General features: G+C 65.8%; 15 protein-coding genes. 6 read left to right on the forward strand and 9 right to left on the reverse strand.

All coding sequences use genetic code 11. The annotated features are described in order from the left end of the window. Positions 1 to 303 precede the first annotated feature (303 nt). Complete coding sequence (locus A5790_RS00860) at positions 304 to 1,521, forward strand: peptidoglycan DD-metalloendopeptidase family protein (protein ID WP_066840805.1); 1,218 nt, start codon at positions 304 to 306, stop codon at positions 1,519 to 1,521. Here A5790_RS00860 and A5790_RS00865 read toward each other — a convergent pair. Continuing rightward, complete coding sequence (locus A5790_RS00865) at positions 1,511 to 2,497, reverse strand: hypothetical protein (RefSeq protein ID WP_231987565.1); 987 nt, start codon at positions 2,495 to 2,497, stop codon at positions 1,511 to 1,513. The two genes, A5790_RS00860 and A5790_RS00865, sit on opposite strands and share 11 nt — an antisense overlap. A gap of 83 nt (positions 2,498 to 2,580) precedes the next feature. Between A5790_RS00865 and A5790_RS00870 the strand changes: the two genes are divergently transcribed. After that, a complete protein-coding gene (locus tag A5790_RS00870; protein ID WP_066840663.1) occupies positions 2,581 to 3,528 on the forward strand; it encodes a dTDP-glucose 4,6-dehydratase in 948 nt (315 codons plus the stop codon). Positions 3,529 to 3,539: 11 nt separating this feature from the next. Here the strand turns inward: A5790_RS00870 and A5790_RS00875 are convergent, their stop codons facing one another. Both A5790_RS00875 and A5790_RS00880 read right to left on the reverse strand, forming a co-directional pair. Further along, positions 3,540 to 4,298, reverse strand: coding sequence for a class I SAM-dependent methyltransferase (locus A5790_RS00875; RefSeq protein WP_066840807.1), 759 nt, complete (start codon positions 4,296 to 4,298; stop codon positions 3,540 to 3,542). 5 nt (positions 4,299 to 4,303) lie between these two features. After that, complete coding sequence (locus A5790_RS00880; protein ID WP_066840665.1) at positions 4,304 to 5,530, reverse strand: hypothetical protein; 1,227 nt, start codon at positions 5,528 to 5,530, stop codon at positions 4,304 to 4,306. A gap of 722 nt (positions 5,531 to 6,252) precedes the next feature. Here A5790_RS00880 and A5790_RS00885 point away from each other — a divergent pair. Both A5790_RS00885 and A5790_RS00890 read left to right on the forward strand, forming a co-directional pair. Then, positions 6,253 to 6,909 (forward strand): undecaprenyl diphosphate synthase family protein, encoded by a 657-nt coding sequence (locus tag A5790_RS00885; RefSeq protein ID WP_369829750.1) that lies wholly within the window; start codon positions 6,253 to 6,255, stop codon positions 6,907 to 6,909. A gap of 6 nt (positions 6,910 to 6,915) precedes the next feature. Further along, a complete protein-coding gene (locus A5790_RS00890) occupies positions 6,916 to 8,304 on the forward strand; it encodes an FAD-dependent oxidoreductase (protein ID WP_066840668.1) in 1,389 nt (462 codons plus the stop codon). Positions 8,305 to 8,336: 32 nt separating this feature from the next. Here A5790_RS00890 and A5790_RS00895 read toward each other — a convergent pair whose 3' ends face one another. Together A5790_RS00895 and A5790_RS00900 are read right to left on the reverse strand one after the other, a co-directional pair. Continuing rightward, positions 8,337 to 9,797, reverse strand: coding sequence for a sugar transferase (locus tag A5790_RS00895; RefSeq protein ID WP_066840670.1), 1,461 nt, complete (start codon positions 9,795 to 9,797; stop codon positions 8,337 to 8,339). Positions 9,798 to 9,992: 195 nt separating this feature from the next. Beyond that, a complete protein-coding gene (locus A5790_RS00900; protein ID WP_066840672.1) occupies positions 9,993 to 10,700 on the reverse strand; it encodes a GAF domain-containing protein in 708 nt (235 codons plus the stop codon). A gap of 177 nt (positions 10,701 to 10,877) precedes the next feature. Here A5790_RS00900 and A5790_RS00905 point away from each other — a divergent pair, with 177 nt between their 5' ends. Next, positions 10,878 to 11,639, forward strand: a complete 762-nt coding sequence (locus A5790_RS00905; RefSeq protein WP_066840674.1) for a hypothetical protein — start codon at positions 10,878 to 10,880, stop codon at positions 11,637 to 11,639. Between the two features lie 7 nt (positions 11,640 to 11,646). Here the strand turns inward: A5790_RS00905 and A5790_RS00910 are convergent, their stop codons facing one another. The 4 genes from A5790_RS00910 to A5790_RS00925 are packed head-to-tail and all read right to left on the reverse strand — an operon-like array spanning position 11,647 to position 15,320. Next, entirely contained in the window at positions 11,647 to 13,335 is a 1,689-nt protein-coding gene (locus A5790_RS00910) for a sodium:proton antiporter (RefSeq protein WP_066840676.1), read from the reverse strand. Between the two features lie 50 nt (positions 13,336 to 13,385). Beyond that, entirely contained in the window at positions 13,386 to 14,192 is an 807-nt protein-coding gene (locus A5790_RS00915) for an Fpg/Nei family DNA glycosylase (RefSeq protein WP_066840678.1), read from the reverse strand. A gap of 2 nt (positions 14,193 to 14,194) precedes the next feature. Further along, the gene (locus tag A5790_RS00920) at positions 14,195 to 14,668 is read right to left on the reverse strand and encodes a ribose-5-phosphate isomerase (RefSeq protein WP_066840809.1); all 474 of its coding nucleotides are present in this window, start codon (positions 14,666 to 14,668) and stop codon (positions 14,195 to 14,197) included. Between the two features lie 43 nt (positions 14,669 to 14,711). After that, a complete protein-coding gene (locus A5790_RS00925) occupies positions 14,712 to 15,320 on the reverse strand; it encodes a DsbA family protein (protein ID WP_066840680.1) in 609 nt (202 codons plus the stop codon). 189 nt (positions 15,321 to 15,509) lie between these two features. Between A5790_RS00925 and A5790_RS00930 the strand changes: the two genes are divergently transcribed. Beyond that, on the forward strand, positions 15,510 to 15,893 hold the full coding sequence (locus tag A5790_RS00930; RefSeq protein ID WP_066840682.1) for a DUF732 domain-containing protein: 384 nt from the start codon (positions 15,510 to 15,512) through the stop codon (positions 15,891 to 15,893). Positions 15,894 to 15,924 lie beyond the last annotated feature (31 nt).

The raw sequence follows: 15,924 nt of genomic DNA on the forward strand, positions 1-15,924 counted from the left end.
ATACCCAGGCGCGACAAAATTTTCGCTGTTAACGTGCAGCCGAATAACGTTGCCGCCGGGTGGGGAAGCCGTCGGGCCAGCGCTGCCATCGCCTCGGTGTGATCCTCGGTGAACAGGTGCGCGCACACCGATTTCGCTCCACACGCGACCATAGACAGCTCGGTAGCATGCGCGTTTGAACCGCTCGACGGTCCCTTCCATTGCGACACCCCGCGCAGCCAACGGTCGCACGGACAGGCGCATCGTTATGCTCTCGGCGATGCTCACCGCCGTCGAATCGCAGGTCAGCGGAAGTAGGCCATGATGCGCATTCTGGCGATGTTCCGCGTGCACAACGGCGAGGACGTGCTGCCGCGCGTGCTCGATTCCCTGGCCGGCTGGTGCGACGACGTCTACGCGGTCGACGACCGCAGCACCGACGGGACCGCGCAGATCCTGCACGACCATCCCGCGGTCACCAACGTCGTACACGCCCGCTCAGATCTTCCGCAGACCCCGTGGCTGATCCCCGAACCGCCCGGGCTCGAATTGCTGTACCGCATGGCCGATTTCTGCCGCCCCGACTGGATCTTCGTGATCGACTCCGACCAGGTGGTCGAAACCGACATCGACATCCCGGCGATGCTCGCACGCGTTCCCGACGATGTCGCGGCGCTGATGTGTCCGATGATCCCCAGCTGGGACGATCCGGACTACCCGGACATGATCCCGCTGATGGGCACCGCCGAATCGATGCGCGGACCGTTCTGGCGCTGGCGTCCCGGTTTGCGCGCCGGGACGCGCGCAATCCACAACCCGCACTGGCCGGCCAACATCACCGAACACGGTGGCATCGGCGTCGCCAACGATGTCCGCCTGCTGCACACCGGGTGGTCGACGCTGGCCGAGCGGATCGCCAAGGTCGAGCACTACCGCAAGCTCGATCCCCACTCCGAGTTGAACTACGGCGTGCCCTACGACCGCGCCCTGCTGTTCGGGTACGCCTACGACGAGATCGACCTGCTGCGCTCCGATTACCGGCGGCGGGCATCAGGTGACTTCGACCCCGCCGAACCCGGCGCCCGGGTGCCCATCGACCGCGACCGGCTGGCGATCGCGTCGGGTTATGGACGCCGCGCCACCGGTTTCCACCCCGGCGTCGACTTCGCGGCGGCGCCGGGAACACCGGTCCACGCTGCGATGTCGGGCGCCGTCAGCCGCGTCGTGAACCTTGACGACGGGCTGCAATCGGTGACGATCGCGGGAGCCGACCGTGAGACCGTGTACGTCTTCCGGCCGGGCGATGACCGCCGCATCGACGTCGAAGCCGAAATCGACGCGGGCGCGGAAATCGGCGTCCTACAGGCACACGACGAATCTGCCGACGGCTTCCTGCATTTCGAGGTCCACGTCGACGGCGAGCACGTCAACCCCGTGCGCCACCTGGCGAACATGGGACTAAAGCCGTGGACACCGTCGGGGCATCCGCGCCCGGTGTCGGGCACGTTCCCCCCGTCGTCGCCCTGCGCGATCATCGTCTGAGCTGATCCTCCAGAGCCCGCGCGGACCGGATGGTCGAACGCACCTCCTGGAGCAGCTTGGCCGGATGCTGCTGGTCCATCGCGCTGAGCCGGTTGTACTCCTGCACCCCGAAACCCGCTGACTCCAAACGGATGTCATATCGCAATGCCAACGTCCGCAGGGCTTCGAAGTGCAGGTAGGGCACCAACGGCTGACCCGTCACCATGAGACACGACGAGCCGCGCATGCCGGCCGTCTGCGCCGCGAACGTATACGTGTCGGCGGAATTCGCCCGGCGACGTTCGGGATCCGGTGACGGCGTCTCGAGCAGCATGACGGGTACGCCGAATTCATTGCTGTCAGGCGGAAAGTGCCAGACCGTCTCGTTGCACTGCACTCGATCGACGCGACGCCTCACATGCGCGCACACCTCGTCGACGTCGAGGCCGAACACGTCGCGGGCGGCGGCGACCATCAACTCGAACTCGGTACGCGCGCCAGGCGCGCACGCGGCGACGGCATCGGCTTCGGAATCCAGCAGGCGTCGGGACGCCGCGGCGAGTACGACATTGCCGACTCGGCGGCTCGCGACCATCTCCCCCGCGTAGCGCGTTCGCAGCAGGTTCGTGTACCGCCCGCCGCCGATGACGATGAGGTGGTCGAACTCGGTTCCGGCGGGCTGTAACTCGGCGATGAGCCCCAGCTGCTCCGCCAATTTCTCGATCCGCTCGAGGTGATCATCAGGCAGCTCGAGACGAGGGATCAGCCACCGGACCGCCCCGCCGGCGTCCTGATTGTGGAACCGGACCGCACTCTGGCGCCGCGCTTTGCCCCGGTAGTCCCATACCTCGCTGAACTCGTCCAGGAATGCGAGCCGTTCGCTCAATGTCAGGCCTCGCGGAACGCTTCCGCCGAACATGTCGACCAATTCGGTCAGGGCGGGGTGAGTGCACCACGCCTCGATCTGTCCCCGATATTCCGCGGCGACGTCGCACATTTGATGCATCCTTTTCGCATACCGCCAGCGGCGCCGGGTGGTAATCATAATGCGGCATATGTCTTGAGACGGGAGCACTTTAGGTGAGGATCCTCGTTACCGGCGGCGCCGGCTTCCAAGGGAGCCACCTCTGCGAAGCCCTCCTCGCCGCCGGACACCGCGTGACCGTCCTGAACACCTTCTCGGTGACTGGCAAGCAGAACCTGGCCGACATCGCGAACGATGACCGGGCCGACGTGGTGTTCGGTTCGGTCACCGACTGGGAGTTGATCAGCAAGACGGCGCGCGATCACGAGGTGGTCTTTCACCTGGCGGCAAATGTCAACGTCGACAAGTCGCTCAGCGACCCGAAGAGCTTCATCGAGACCAATGTGGTGGGGACCCAGAACGTTCTGGAGGCTGCCCGCGAATACGGCGCGCGGGTGATCCTCGCGTCGACCTGCGAGGTGTACGGCGACGGACATCGCTTGGGCCCGGGCTCGCTGCTGGACGAAACCGCTGAACTGAAGCCGAACAGTCCGTATGCGGCGTCGAAGGCCGCCGCCGATCGTCTCGCGTACTCCTACTACCGCTCCTACGGCATGGACGTCACGATCGTCCGACCGTTCAACATCTTCGGTGAACGCCAGAAGAGCGGCGCGTACGGGGCACTCATTCCGATCCTCGTCCGCAAGGCGTTGACGGGCGAGGACCTCGTGATCTTCGGGGACGGAAGTGCCACCAGGGATTATCTCCACGTCAGCGACGTGGTGAACGCATACCGCCTCGTGTTGGACACGCCGGAGTTGGCGGGCCGCGCCATCAATGTCGCCAGCGGTGTGAACACGCGCGTACGCGACATCGCCGACTACATCGCGGAAAGATTCGGCACGAGGGTGGTGAACGGGCCCGCGCGGCCCGGGGAGGTGACCCGCTTTCCGGCCTCCATCGAATTCGCGCAGCAGATCGGCTTCGCTCCCGAGGTGAAGATCTGGGAGGGCATCGATCGCTACATCGAGTGGGCGAAACAACAGCCGCATCCGGCCCGCTGAATCCCAGGACGCTACAGCTGCTTTCGGGCCTCCACGAGAACCCGAGTGGGATGGGTGACGAATTGGCCGTGCGCTTCGATGTGTTCGTGCACCGCGCGCAGGCGCGTCAGGTACGGCTCCGCGGTGAAGTCCGGCACCGTCCAAATCAGCTTGCGCAGGAAGTAGACGACCGCGCCGATGTCGTAATACTCCGAGGTGAGCGTCTCAAGGCGCAGGTCAACGACCTTCAGACCGGCCGCCTCCGCCTGCGCGGCCTGGACGGAGGGCTCCATGTGTGCGCCGAGCTCCGGCATCGGGCCCATGACGGCTTCGATGAGCTCGAGCGCGGTCGCCGGCCCCGGATGCTGGGCCAGATAGGTTCCGCCGGGCCGCAGGACCCGGGCGATCTCGGTCCACCAGACGGCGATGGGGTGGCGACTGCTCACCAGGTCGAAAGCGTTGTCGGCGAACGGCAACGGCGGTTCGCCGCGGGTCTGCAGAACCACGACCCCGCGAGGATGGAGCAGACGGGTGGCTTTGGCCGCGTTGGGTGGCCACGATTCGGTGGCCGCCATCGTCGGCGGGAACTTCTCCACACCGGCGAGCACCTCTCCCCCGCCCGTGTAGAGGTCCAGCGCTGCTGACACCTCGCCCAGCCGTCGGCTGAGCAGGCGCTGGAAACCCCACGACGGCCGTTCCTCGGTAGCGCGGCCGTCGAGCCAGGAGAAGTCCCACCCGTCGATCGGCTCGGCAACGGCCTCGGCGACGAGTTCCTCGAAGGACCGGCTCATCGACCTCACGCGGCCACCTCTGCGCGGTCGGGTGCGCGGGTCGCCACCGCCACGGCCAGTACACACAGCATCAAGACGACGAAGACCGGCCAGATTGCGACGACCTGAGCCAGCAGGCCGAAGCCCGCGCCGAGGATCCCGGTGACCACAGCGGTGAGCGTAGCGGCGAAGCTGATCAGAACTGCGCGTTGTTCTTCGGCGGCGAACGCACTGATCCACGACACCATCGCGGCCGCGATCGCGGCGTTCGACAAGACGACCAGAAAAAAGACAACGCCGTACGCCCACAAGCGTGGCTCGTCGAAGATCAGTTCGTTGGCAAGGCAGATCGCCGTCGCGACGCAGCTCACGAACGCGCTCGACACGAGCATTCCGCGTACCCCGGCGCGGCCGAACACGTTGCGCCACAGGAACGAACCGGCGACGAGCCCCGCCGCCGAACCAATCACGATCATGTGCAGGCTGCCGGCGGTGTCGACATGGGCCAGCGATGTGCGCAGCGCGAAGAACGTCTCGTTCACCAGGATCGGGACGAAGACGATCTGCGTGGTCAGGAACACCCGGTACCAGCGGGTGGTACGGAGTACGGCGAGCCCTTCGCGGAAATCGTCGACGATACGGCGTGGTGGAGCCGCCGGGCCCGGCCTCGCCGGCCCGACGATGAGCGCGGCCACGAAGGCGATGCCCATCGCGGCGGCGCCTAACCAGAGCACATCGAGATGTCCGTCTGCGGTGTCGCGGTTGGGCAGCAGCGGGATGAGCAGCAACGTGGCCGCGACGGTCAGGATGGCTCCGAGCGCCTGCTGGTTGAGCACCAGCTCGTTGCGCCGGGCCGCGGTGACCATGCGCGAGATGATCTCGGCGAAGGCGTTGTTCGCCACTCCCATCGCGCCGCCGATGAGCACCGACGACGACAGGAACGTGAACACCACCAGCGTGTTGTGCAGCGCGGCCGTGGCCACAATTGCGGTCAGGACGGCGATGCTGCCCGCGGCGGCGGCGATGACGACGTTCGGGCGGTGCCGTGACCGTTTGAGCACCAGCGATGACATCGCATTCCCGAGCACGAAACCGATACTGAAGCTCGGGACGACGAACCCGGCGGCCACGTCCATGTCCTCGGCCACCAGAAGGAACGGCAGGACCGCCAGAACGCTGCCCAACTGCGCGCCCATGAAATAGAAGGCGCCGAACCCCAGCAGTACCCGATAACGGCTCTGCGCCACGGCCACCGCCGACCCACCTTTCCTGCCGGTGTCGACCGGCCTGTCGATGGTGTCAGTCCGACCAGGATTGCGCTGACGAAAGGCGGTGGATCGGTTCCGATCTCGCGACTCCTCGGGGAGTCACCCTGCTCACCGGAACACCCCCGACGAACTTCACTTCTTCGCTGAAATTGACGCTTCCGGAACAAAAACGGCGCCGCCTCCGGTCGCGCACCACCCTCTTGCACTCGTTTCATCGGCAAGCAAGCTACCGAGGCATGCTCGGCTGATACGTCTTGACAATTTGCTGCCTTTGCAGGTTGGTGTCACGGTTTCTGACTTTAAAGTCGGCCTATTGACACCGAATGCCATATTTGGGCCATATCTCGTTCAATGGAATGTCATCCTTTTTTTGTCAATAACTTGACTCATGACCGTCGGTGGCATACCTATCTAAGAAGGAACAATTAAAAGGGGTTTCAATGGGCCCGATCGACTTCTCGCGCGAGACAGCCGTCGCTCGCCGGCGGTGGCCAGAGCCGGGTGGAAGTGCGCCCAGTACGGATCCCCCCTTTACCGTCCAAGATCAGGACGGACGATTCCTCCCGCTTGACCCCGCGTGCGGGCCCGCCCCAGGGCCGTCGCGATGAGGCGCGACCTGGAATGTATGGATAAATGGACTTATGGGAATGCAATAAGTACCCTTACTCAGGGCTATAAGTGTGCTTACGGGGGATAGATTGCGCGTATTGACGGGCTTCGAGCCTGCCCATGTCGGTTTGATACCAGACGGTATGCGTCGATGGGCGAAAAGTCGCGGCATCTCCTTGGCTGAGGCGTATCTACAGGGCGCGGAAAAAGTAGCCGACATCCTTCAGGTGCTGCGCCGACACAACGTGCGAACCGTCTCGGTGTACAACCTCAGCCGGGCCAATCTCGCCCGCAGTCAGGCCGAACTCGAGCCGGTGTTCAACGCCTCGATCCACTTCCTCACCCACTTGATTCCCGCCCGCTTCGAGCCCGACGACTGCAGCGTGCGGTTGCACGGTGACCGCACGGTGCTGCCCCCGGAGTACGTCGCGGCAGCCGAGCGCGCCCAATCGGTTATGCGCGGCGAAGAATTCCGGATCAACATCCTCGCCGCCTACGACGCGAACGACGAGCTACGAACAGCTCTTCAGCAAGCGCAGCAACGGGGCGGCGAGATCCGCGGTGCCTTCGACATCGAGGATGTGGACCTGGTCATCCGCACGTCCCCCGAGCCCCTGCTGAGCGGCTTTCTTCCGCTGCAGACCCAGTACGCACAACTGCGGTTCTTGACGACGCCGCTCAACGAACTCGAGGAGCGCCACATCGACGAGTTCATCGACGACTACCGGCGCACGCCGCAGCTCCGGGGACGGTAGACACCGATGCACTCCGACCGGCGCCCCTTGATCATCGGAGCAGGACCCGCCGGCCTCACCGCTGCTCTCGAACTGGCGAAGAACGGTGTCGCGGCCCAAGTCTTCGAGGCATCGTCGAACGTCGGCGGTCTGGCGCGCACCCCGGGTGAGAACGGGTTCCGGGTCGACCCCGGTGGCCACCGCTTCTTCACCAAGAACGAGCAGATCTTCGAACTCTGGAAATCTCTGCTTCCGGCCGAAGAGTGGCACTCGGTGTCGAGGCGCTCCGCCATGCTCGTCGACGGCCATTTCGTGCCTTACCCGCTTCTTGGTCGAAACCTGCTGACTCAGTTGGGTTATGGGCGCGGAGCGCGGGGCTTGGGCAGTCTCTTGTGGTCCAGGCTCCGACGTGGAGGGCGTTCGCTCGACGATTCTGCGACCTTCCTCGATTGGGGCCGGTATCAATTCGGCGACTATTGGTACCGCATGTTCTTCGACGGGTACGTCCGCAAGACATGGCTCGCCGAGCCCGCTCAACTCACCAGCGATTGGGCCGAGCAGCGCATCAAGCCGATCGTCTGGGGCGGTCGCGACGCGATGGCCGCCGATGCGTTTCTCTATCCCCGCCGCGGGCCGGGTCAGCTCTGGGACGCCGCAGCAGCGGAGCTGGCGGAATTCGGTGTCGAACCGTCGCTCGACTCACCGGTGGCCAAGCTGGGTTTCGATGGCAGAAGGTGGACGGTCGAACTGCGCGACGGAGGCATCGCGACCGGAGATGCCGTCTTTTCCAGCGTGCCCCTGCAGATGTTGGTCAATGCCCTGGAACCCGCGCCGCCACAGCACATTTGGGAGGCTGCCGCCCAACTGAAGCACCGTGGGCTGATCACAGTCGCGGTCGCCCTCGGAGAGCGCCGCGAGCTCCCTTTCAACTGGGTGTACACGCCGGGCATGGACCTGCGGGTGGGACGTATCCAGAACTACCGCCAATGGTCCGACGACCTCACTCCACCGGACTGGGACGGGACATACCTGGGGTTCGAGTACTTCATCGGTGCAGGATCGGCGCTGTGGGCCGCCGACGACGATCACATGCGGCAGATCGTCGAAAGCGACTTGCGCACACTGGGTTTCGATCCGTCCACGATCGAACGTGTCATGGTGGTCCGCTCGCAGTTCGCCTATCCGATCTGCAACCCGGCGATGGAGACAAGCGTCGCCCAGATCCGGGATTACCTGCGCAAGCACTACCCGTCCCTGCATCCGATCGGACGCAACGGCATGCACCGCTACGACAACCAGGACCACGCGATGCTCAGTGCCATGCACAGCGTCAAGCGGTATTTCGGCGAGAGCGTCGACCCCTGGCAGGTCAACAAGGAACGCCGCTACCACGAGTTCGGGTTGCTGAAGGTCTAGTACTCCGCCCGTCCGGGTTCTCCGAATTGTTCCTACTCGGCGGGTTTCAGCACCGCAAGCACAGTCAGGACCAGGATCTTGAAATCGAGCAGAAGCGACCAATTCTCGATGTAGTAGTTGTCGAATTCCGCCCGGTCGGCGATCGAGGTCTGGCCCCGAAGTCCGTGCACCTGGGCCCAACCGGTGATGCCCGCCTTCACTCGGTGGCGGTCGCCGTAGCGTCGCACCTGCATCTCGAACAGTTCGACGAACTCCGGTCGCTCGGGGCGCGGGCCCACCAGCGTCATGTGCCCGCGCACCACGTTGACCAGTTGGGGTAGTTCGTCGAGGGACGCCTTGCGCATGAACTTGCCGATGGCGGTGCGCCGGTCGTCGCCTTCCACTCCCCCAGGTGCCGAACCCTCCTTCAACGCGAACGCTTTAGTGGCGGCGCCGACGGGTCTCATGCTGCGAAACTTCAGGCAGTCGAAGGCCTTGCCGTCGCGCCCGACGCGTTCCTGACGGAAATAGACAGGGCCTGGCGAACTCAGCTTCACCAGAATCGCGAGCGTGAGATACAGGGGCGAGATCACGATCAGCAGGACCGCCGCGATCAGCCGGCCCAAGGCATGCTTGACGGCGAACTGCCATCCCTTTGGGTCGGTGTGGGAGAGCACCAGCAGTGGGATGCCACCGAGGTGCTCGACGTAGGTCGCGCCGCCGATGACGTCCATTAATCGAGGCACTACACGCACGCGGAGTCCGATGTTGTGCGCCAGCTGAGCGGTGAGGGCCAGCTCGTCGTCGGGAGTCGACGAGGGCGCCACGATGAGTTCTTTGGCGCCGGTGGTCTGAGCCACGACCTCGAGGTTGGCCGTGGATCCGTAGTACGGCACGTCGGCCAACTCCGCCGCGCTCGGGCGAGCGGCGTCGAGCACCCCGACGGGGTGCAGACCGTAGTCGGGGATCTGACGCATCCGTGTGATCAGCTGATGGGCGAATGGACCGGAACCGATGATCAGCGCTGACGACCCGAAGCCATGCCTTCGCCGCAGGTGTCGCTGAGCCAACGATCTGGCGAGGCGGTTCGCAGGCAGCAGGATGGCCGCGCAAATCCAAATCCGAATGGCCAATTCGCTTGGGCGAACGTGTTCCACGACCACCGAGCCGGTCGGTAATGGGGGCACGAGCACAAGCATGATGGTGAGTGTCGCCAGCGCAGATAACGCTACCGAGGTTTCGACGGGTTCGAAGTCGTCGAGGAAGCTGTGGCCGAGCTTGCGCTTGTACATCGACCGGGTGTGCATGATCACCAGGAGAATCGGCACGAAGAGCCACGAGATTGTCGCGATGTTCCGTTCCGCGACGGGGCCGGGCGTCAACCACTGCGCTATCGCGACGGACCACACCCCGGCCCAGATGTCCAAGCCGACAGTGAGCGCCACATAACCCGACTCGGCGCGAAGGGTTTCGATCCAGCCGGACTTCCCACCGCGAGAAGTGGGTGACGGCATGGCGGTGAGTTGCGGGACCGTAGTCCTGAGCCGAGGCTGCGAATCACGGGTGGGCGATTTCGCGTCAGGCTGCATTCTCCCCCCGGAAACCCGACGTGTACAGAATTGTCTGCGTCCGCAAACGTTGCCAGTCTAGGTCATGACCCCGAAGTTCCAGCCAGTTCGCGGGGCCGAACGGCCCGCTCATCGTTGTGGCTAGGTGCCCGTGTGGAATATGCGTTCTGTGGCGAGCGCGGCGAGGTCACTGAGCACCTGAAGATGACCCGTACTCCACAGGCGTGGCTTGGTGTCGTAGACGCACAGTGTCCCAACGGCATTGCCCGCATCGTCCATCAGCGGTATGCCGAGATAGGCCACCACCGTCCCGTCCCGCACCGCGGGATGCTGCTTGAAAGTCGGATCGGCCCGCGCGTCCTCCAGGATCAGCGGCGCGCCATTGGCCACCGCGTACTGACACACCGAGCGCTCGAGTGGTGTCTGCCGATCCTCCGGTGAGGTGCTTTCTTGACCGACGGCACTTTTGAAGAACTGTCGATCGACGTCGACAAGCGACACCATCGCGAAGGGAGCGTCGAGCGCTTCGGCCGCGGCCCGGGTGATCCGGTCGTAGATCACCTCCGGCGGCGAGTCCAGCAAGCCGGTGTCGTGCAGGGCGGCAAGTCGGTCAGGGTCGGCAATGACGGTCGACACGTCTGGCATCGCCTCCTCGTCGAGCACGCCCGCGGCGGCAAGATGAGTTTGCAGGTCGGCGATGTTCGGATCGTGGGCGCGCCTCAAATCGGTGGCCATTTGCGCCGCAACCGCACGGGCAACGTACGTGTCGACGCTCTCGCCTGCCTCGCGCGCATGCTCTTCGAGCAGGCGGTTAAGGAAGTCGTCGAATCTGCGTACCCACCGCGTCACCCCATTCACGGTACGCAAATTGACGCTCGAACAAAAATCGGGGGGCCGGTTGACCGGGTTTGCCCGAGACCTCGACGAACCGCCACAGTACAGCGCACCGACGGACAACGCGCGTGACCGCCCGGCCACACCGTTCGCGATCCGGTTTTCGCGTTCACGCTGGGTACGCTGGGCGCTATGAACGGTGTTCTGCTCGTTCTCGTCGTCCTGGTCATCGTCGCTCTCGGCGCCGTGGCCTACGCCGCGATGAGGGCTTCTGACCGGCGCAAGGCCGCCTCGCTCGAGGACGCCAAAGCCGACGCCCGCCGCATCATCGAACGTCTCGGCGGTCAGGTGATCGGCCTGACCGGCAACGACGACGCGTCGAAGCAGGCGCTGGCCGACGCGTCCGAGCGCTACACCGCTGCCGGGTCGCAGATCGACCAGGCCAACACCGCCAAGCAGGCGTTGCTCGCCAAGGAGAGCGCGCTCGAGGGCCTCTACTACGTGCGCGCCGCTCGCGTCGCGATGGGCATGGATCCCGGCCCCGAACTCGAAACGCTCGCCGGCCAGCGGTCGGCGGGCACGGTGACCGAGGAGCGCAAGGTCGACTTCGAGGGCCGCGAGATCGAAGCCTCGCCGACGCCATCCGAGCGCACCCCGAATTACTACCCCGGCGGCCGGGTCGCGGGTCGGCCGGTGCCTGCGGGTTGGTATTCCGAGCCGTGGTGGAAGCCAGCGCTCGTCGCCGGCGCCTGGGGCCTGGGCTCGGTGCTGCTGTTCGACGCGTTGTTCTCCGGCATGCACGGCAGCGGCTATGAAGAAGGCTTCGCCCAGGGATACGACCAGGGGTTGGACCAAGGCCAGGATCCCGGGGGCGACTGGGGCGGTGACGGCGGCGGCGACTGGGGCGGCGGCGGTGACATCGGCGGCGGCTTCGGCGATTTCGGCGGCTTCTGACCTGCTGCTACAGCCGGCTCTCCAGACGCGCCGACACCCCGGCCTCCTGTAGGTCGAGCCGTTCGAGCATCGCGCGGACCGCCTCGTCTTCGATGCGGCCCTCGTCGCGTTCGGCGATCAGCGCGGCGCGCTGGTGGGTGAGCACGTCGCGGTACAGCGCGGCGAACACCTCGGAGCGCTTCGTGTGCGCCTCGGGGTCCGGCATCTCGTCGGCGTCCTGCGAGTGCCGGGCGATGGTCGCCTCGATCTCGGCGGCCACGCGAGAGCTCAGGCCCGCAGGCGGACTGGCCCGAAAGTCGGCCAGTACCCGATCGGCGGCGTCGTGCACGACGCGTTCGGCCTTGAGTTCCTCCTCGCGATCGACCGCGTGATCGTCGGAGAACCGCGAGATGTGCAGCCGCCGGATCAGGATCGGCAGCGTCGAGCCTTGAAGCAGCAGCGTGCCGACGCTGACCACGAACGCGATGGCCTGAATGGTGGCCCGCTCGGGAAACGGCTCGCCGGTGACCGTCGTCGCCGGAATGGCCGCGGCCGCAGCCAAAGTCACGACCCCGCGCATCCCGGTCCACGACACGACCACGTTCTCCCGCCAGGACAGTGATCGCCGGTCGACGCGTGACCGCCACTTACCCGGCGGGTTGTTGCGCCGCCGGGTTCCCAGCGCTCCGCGACCTCCGCCCGCCGGTACGGGAACGCTCAACCGCGTCTCGACGTGCTGGGACAGCTTGTTGCGCCCGAAGATGGCGAACACCGACAGCGGCCGGATCACCAAGACGATGACCAGCACGACCAGCGACGCCACAGCGACCTCGGCCAGCGACTCGTGCGCCTCCTGCAGGTCCTCGAGCACGAAGCGCAGATGCAACCCGATGTAGGCGAACACGAACGCCTCGAGCAACACGTCGACGGAGTTCCACACATAACGTTCCTGCAGCCGGGTCTGGTACCCGGCCGACAGCGTGCCGTTGGCCACCACGAAGCCGGCGACGACGACGGCCAACACCCCCGATGCGTGCAGCTCCTCGGCGACGATGAACGCCGCGAACGGCACCACGAGGCCCTGCACCGTCTCCAGCCCCGGATTGGCCAGTCGCCTGCGGATCCACAGCGTCACGTAACCGAGCAGCGCGCCCACGATCGGCCCGACGACGGCGCTGTAGCCGAACAGCAGGAACGGGTTGTGGATGAAGATGTGCCCGCCGGTGACCTGCACCACCGCGATCGAGAACAGGGTCAGCGCAGCGGCGTCGTTGATCAGGCTCTCTCCGGTCAGGATCGCCATCACCCGCCTCGGCAGGCCCAGCTTGCGACCGACGGCGACCGCGGTCACCGCGTCCGGCGGCGCCACGATCGCGCCCAGCACCAGGGCCGTGGCGAACGTCAGGGGCACCACCACCAGCCACGCCGAGGCCGCCACCGCGAATGCCGTCACCACGACCAGTCCGACGCCGAGGCCCAGGATCGGCCGGATGTTGCGCAGGAACGTCGGGAACGAGAAGTTCAGCGCCGCCGAGTACAGGAGCGGCGGCAGCACCACCGTCAGGAGGATGTGCGAATCCAGTTCGGGTGGCTCGAAATCCGGCAGAAACGACACAGCGGCGCCGATGATGACGATGACCAGGGCCGGTTCGAGGCCGCGCCGGTGTGCGACAGCGGTGACGACGATGGCTCCGACGACGACGAGAATCAACTCCACGCGCCGATTGTCGCTGAGGAGCGCCCGTCACGTTGACCCAGCCGGGGTGCCTACGTCTGGTCGGTGGGGCACCAGAACAGGTTGCGGCCTTCCATCACCTTCGTGCGGATCTCGGTGCCGCACAGCCGGCACGGCTCGCCCGCCCGCCGATAGACGTAGGTGCGGGGCCGTCCGGGCCCGTACGAGGGCAGCCCGTGGTCGTCCTCGGGGCGGATGGTGTGGATCTTGCCGCGCCGCAACCCGATCCGCATCAACGCGACGAGGTCGGTCCACATCGCGTCGAACTCGTCCTCGTCGATACGCATGCCCGGCCGGTGCGGGTCGATGCCGTGCCGGAAGAGCAACTCGTTGCGATACACGTTGCCTACCCCGGCGATCACCGTCTGGTCCATCAGCAGCGCTCCGATCGGCCTGCGCGACTTGCGGATTCGGGCCCACGCCAGCGATCCGTCGGCGTCGCGGCGAAGCGGATCGGGTCCGAGCCGGTCGATGACGTCGGCGATCTCCGGTTCGGCGAGCACTTCACACACCGTCGGCCCCCGAAGGTCGGTGCCGTACTCGGCGCCGATCATCCGCATCCGGACCTGTCCCACCGGCGGCGGCGGTGTCGTCCCGGCAGGCAGCGGCCACTCGGTGAACGTGCCGTACAACCCGAGATGCACATGCACCACCCGGCCACCTTCGTAGTGGTGGAACAGATGCTTGCCGTAGGCGGTGGCCTTCTTGAGCACCCGCCCGTCGACGGCGGCGGCGCCGTCGGCAAACCTGCCCTGCGGGCTGGACACCAGCACCGGTGCACGAGCGAATCGCCGCTGGTGCAACCGGGCGAGCCGGTGCAGAGTGTGGCCTTCCGGCATCCCTAGGCGCCGGGTACCGGGGGCGCGACGTGGGTGCGTTCGTACTCGGTGAGGATGTCGATACGACGTTGGTGCCGTTCGGCTTCCGACCACGGGGTGCTCACGAACGCGTCGACGATCGCGAGCGCCTCCTCGACGGTGTGCATGCGCCCGCCGATCCCGATCAGCTGAGCGTTGTTGTGCTCGCGTGCGAGTTTGGCGGTCTCGACGCTCCACGCCAACGCACAGCGCGCGCCGAGAACCTTGTTGGCCGCGATCTGCTCACCGTTGCCCGAACCCCCGAGCACGATGCCGAGGCTGCCCGAATCGGCCACGGTCTTCTCCGCGGCGGCGATGCAGAACGCCGGATAGTCGTCGTCGGGGTCGTTGACGAATGCCCCGCAGTCGATCGGCTCGTGCCCGGAACTGCGCAGGTGCTCGACGATGGCCTGCTTGAGGTCGAAGCCGGCGTGATCGGCTCCCAGGTAGACGCGCATGGCCGTCATTGTGGCAGACGCCGTCGGCCCGACCCGGGCGCGCTCAGTCGAATTCCGGCGACTCCGTGCGGGTGCGCTTGAGCTCCCAGAAGTGCGGATAGGACGCGAAGGTCACCGAGGCGTCCCAGAGCTTGCCGGCGTCCTCGCCGCGCGGGATTCGCGACAACACTGGTCCGAAGAATGCGACACCGTTGACATGGATGGTCGGGGTGCCCACGTCCTCGCCGACGGGGTCCATGCCCTCGTGGTGGCTCTTGCGCAGCGCGTCGTCGTACTTGTCGGTGGTTGCGGCCTCGGCGAGCTCGGCCGGGAGGCCGACCTCAGCGAGCGACTCCTTGATCACCACATCGAAGTCCTGGATGCCCTGGTTGTGGATGCGGGTTCCCATCGCGGTGTACAGTCCGCCGAGGACCTCGCGACCCTTGGCCTGTTCGGCCGCGATGGCGACGCGCACCGGCCCCCACGCCTTCTTCATCGCCTCCTGGTATTCCTCGGGCAGGTCGCGTCCCTCGTTGAGCACCGCGAGGCTCATCACCCGGAAGCTCACGTCGATGTCGCGGACCTTCTCGACCTCGAGGATCCAGCGCGAGGTGATCCAGCACCACGGACACAACGGGTCGAACCAGAGTTCTGCAACGGACTTCTCGGACATGGGCGAATCCTTCCGGGCGCGGGGTGGGCAGAGTCCATTCCTGACAACTGCGGTCGTGCTTGGAGTGTTCCCCCGCCGCGGCGGCTATAGCGGCCCACGTCGCAGGCCGCGATATGAGAAACGCCTAAGAGTGCAAACGGTGATCGAACCGTGTTCCTGATGTGACCAATGTGAAGAATCGTTACCGAAGTGAATAAACCTGTTGATCTTCGAGGACGCGCTCTGGCGTTGGGGGTCGGTCTGGCGGCGGTTGCAACGACGTTCGCCGCACCGGCCCAAGCCGACACGACCGACGAGGCATTCCTGGCCGCCCTTCGCGGCGCAGGCATGTCCGTCGACAATCCCGTGAACATGGTCGCGATCGGGGAATCCGTGTGCCCGATGCTCGTCGAACCGGGCAAGAACCTCGCGAAGGTGTACACGCAGGTGTCCGACAACGGCATCCCGCCGGACATCGCGGCCTTCTTCACCGGCATCGCGATCTCGATGTACTGCCCGCAGATGTTGGCGTCAGTGGGCAACGGCACCGTGATGGACTGGCTGCCCGCGGCGCGGGCGATACCGGGTTTCTGACTCGGGACGTGCGACGCGCCGCTTGACGGCG

Origin of the sequence: Mycobacterium sp. 852002-51152_SCH6134967 (genome assembly GCF_001667105.1) — a bacterium.
Lineage (GTDB): Bacteria > Actinomycetota > Actinomycetes > Mycobacteriales > Mycobacteriaceae > Mycobacterium > Mycobacterium neumannii_A.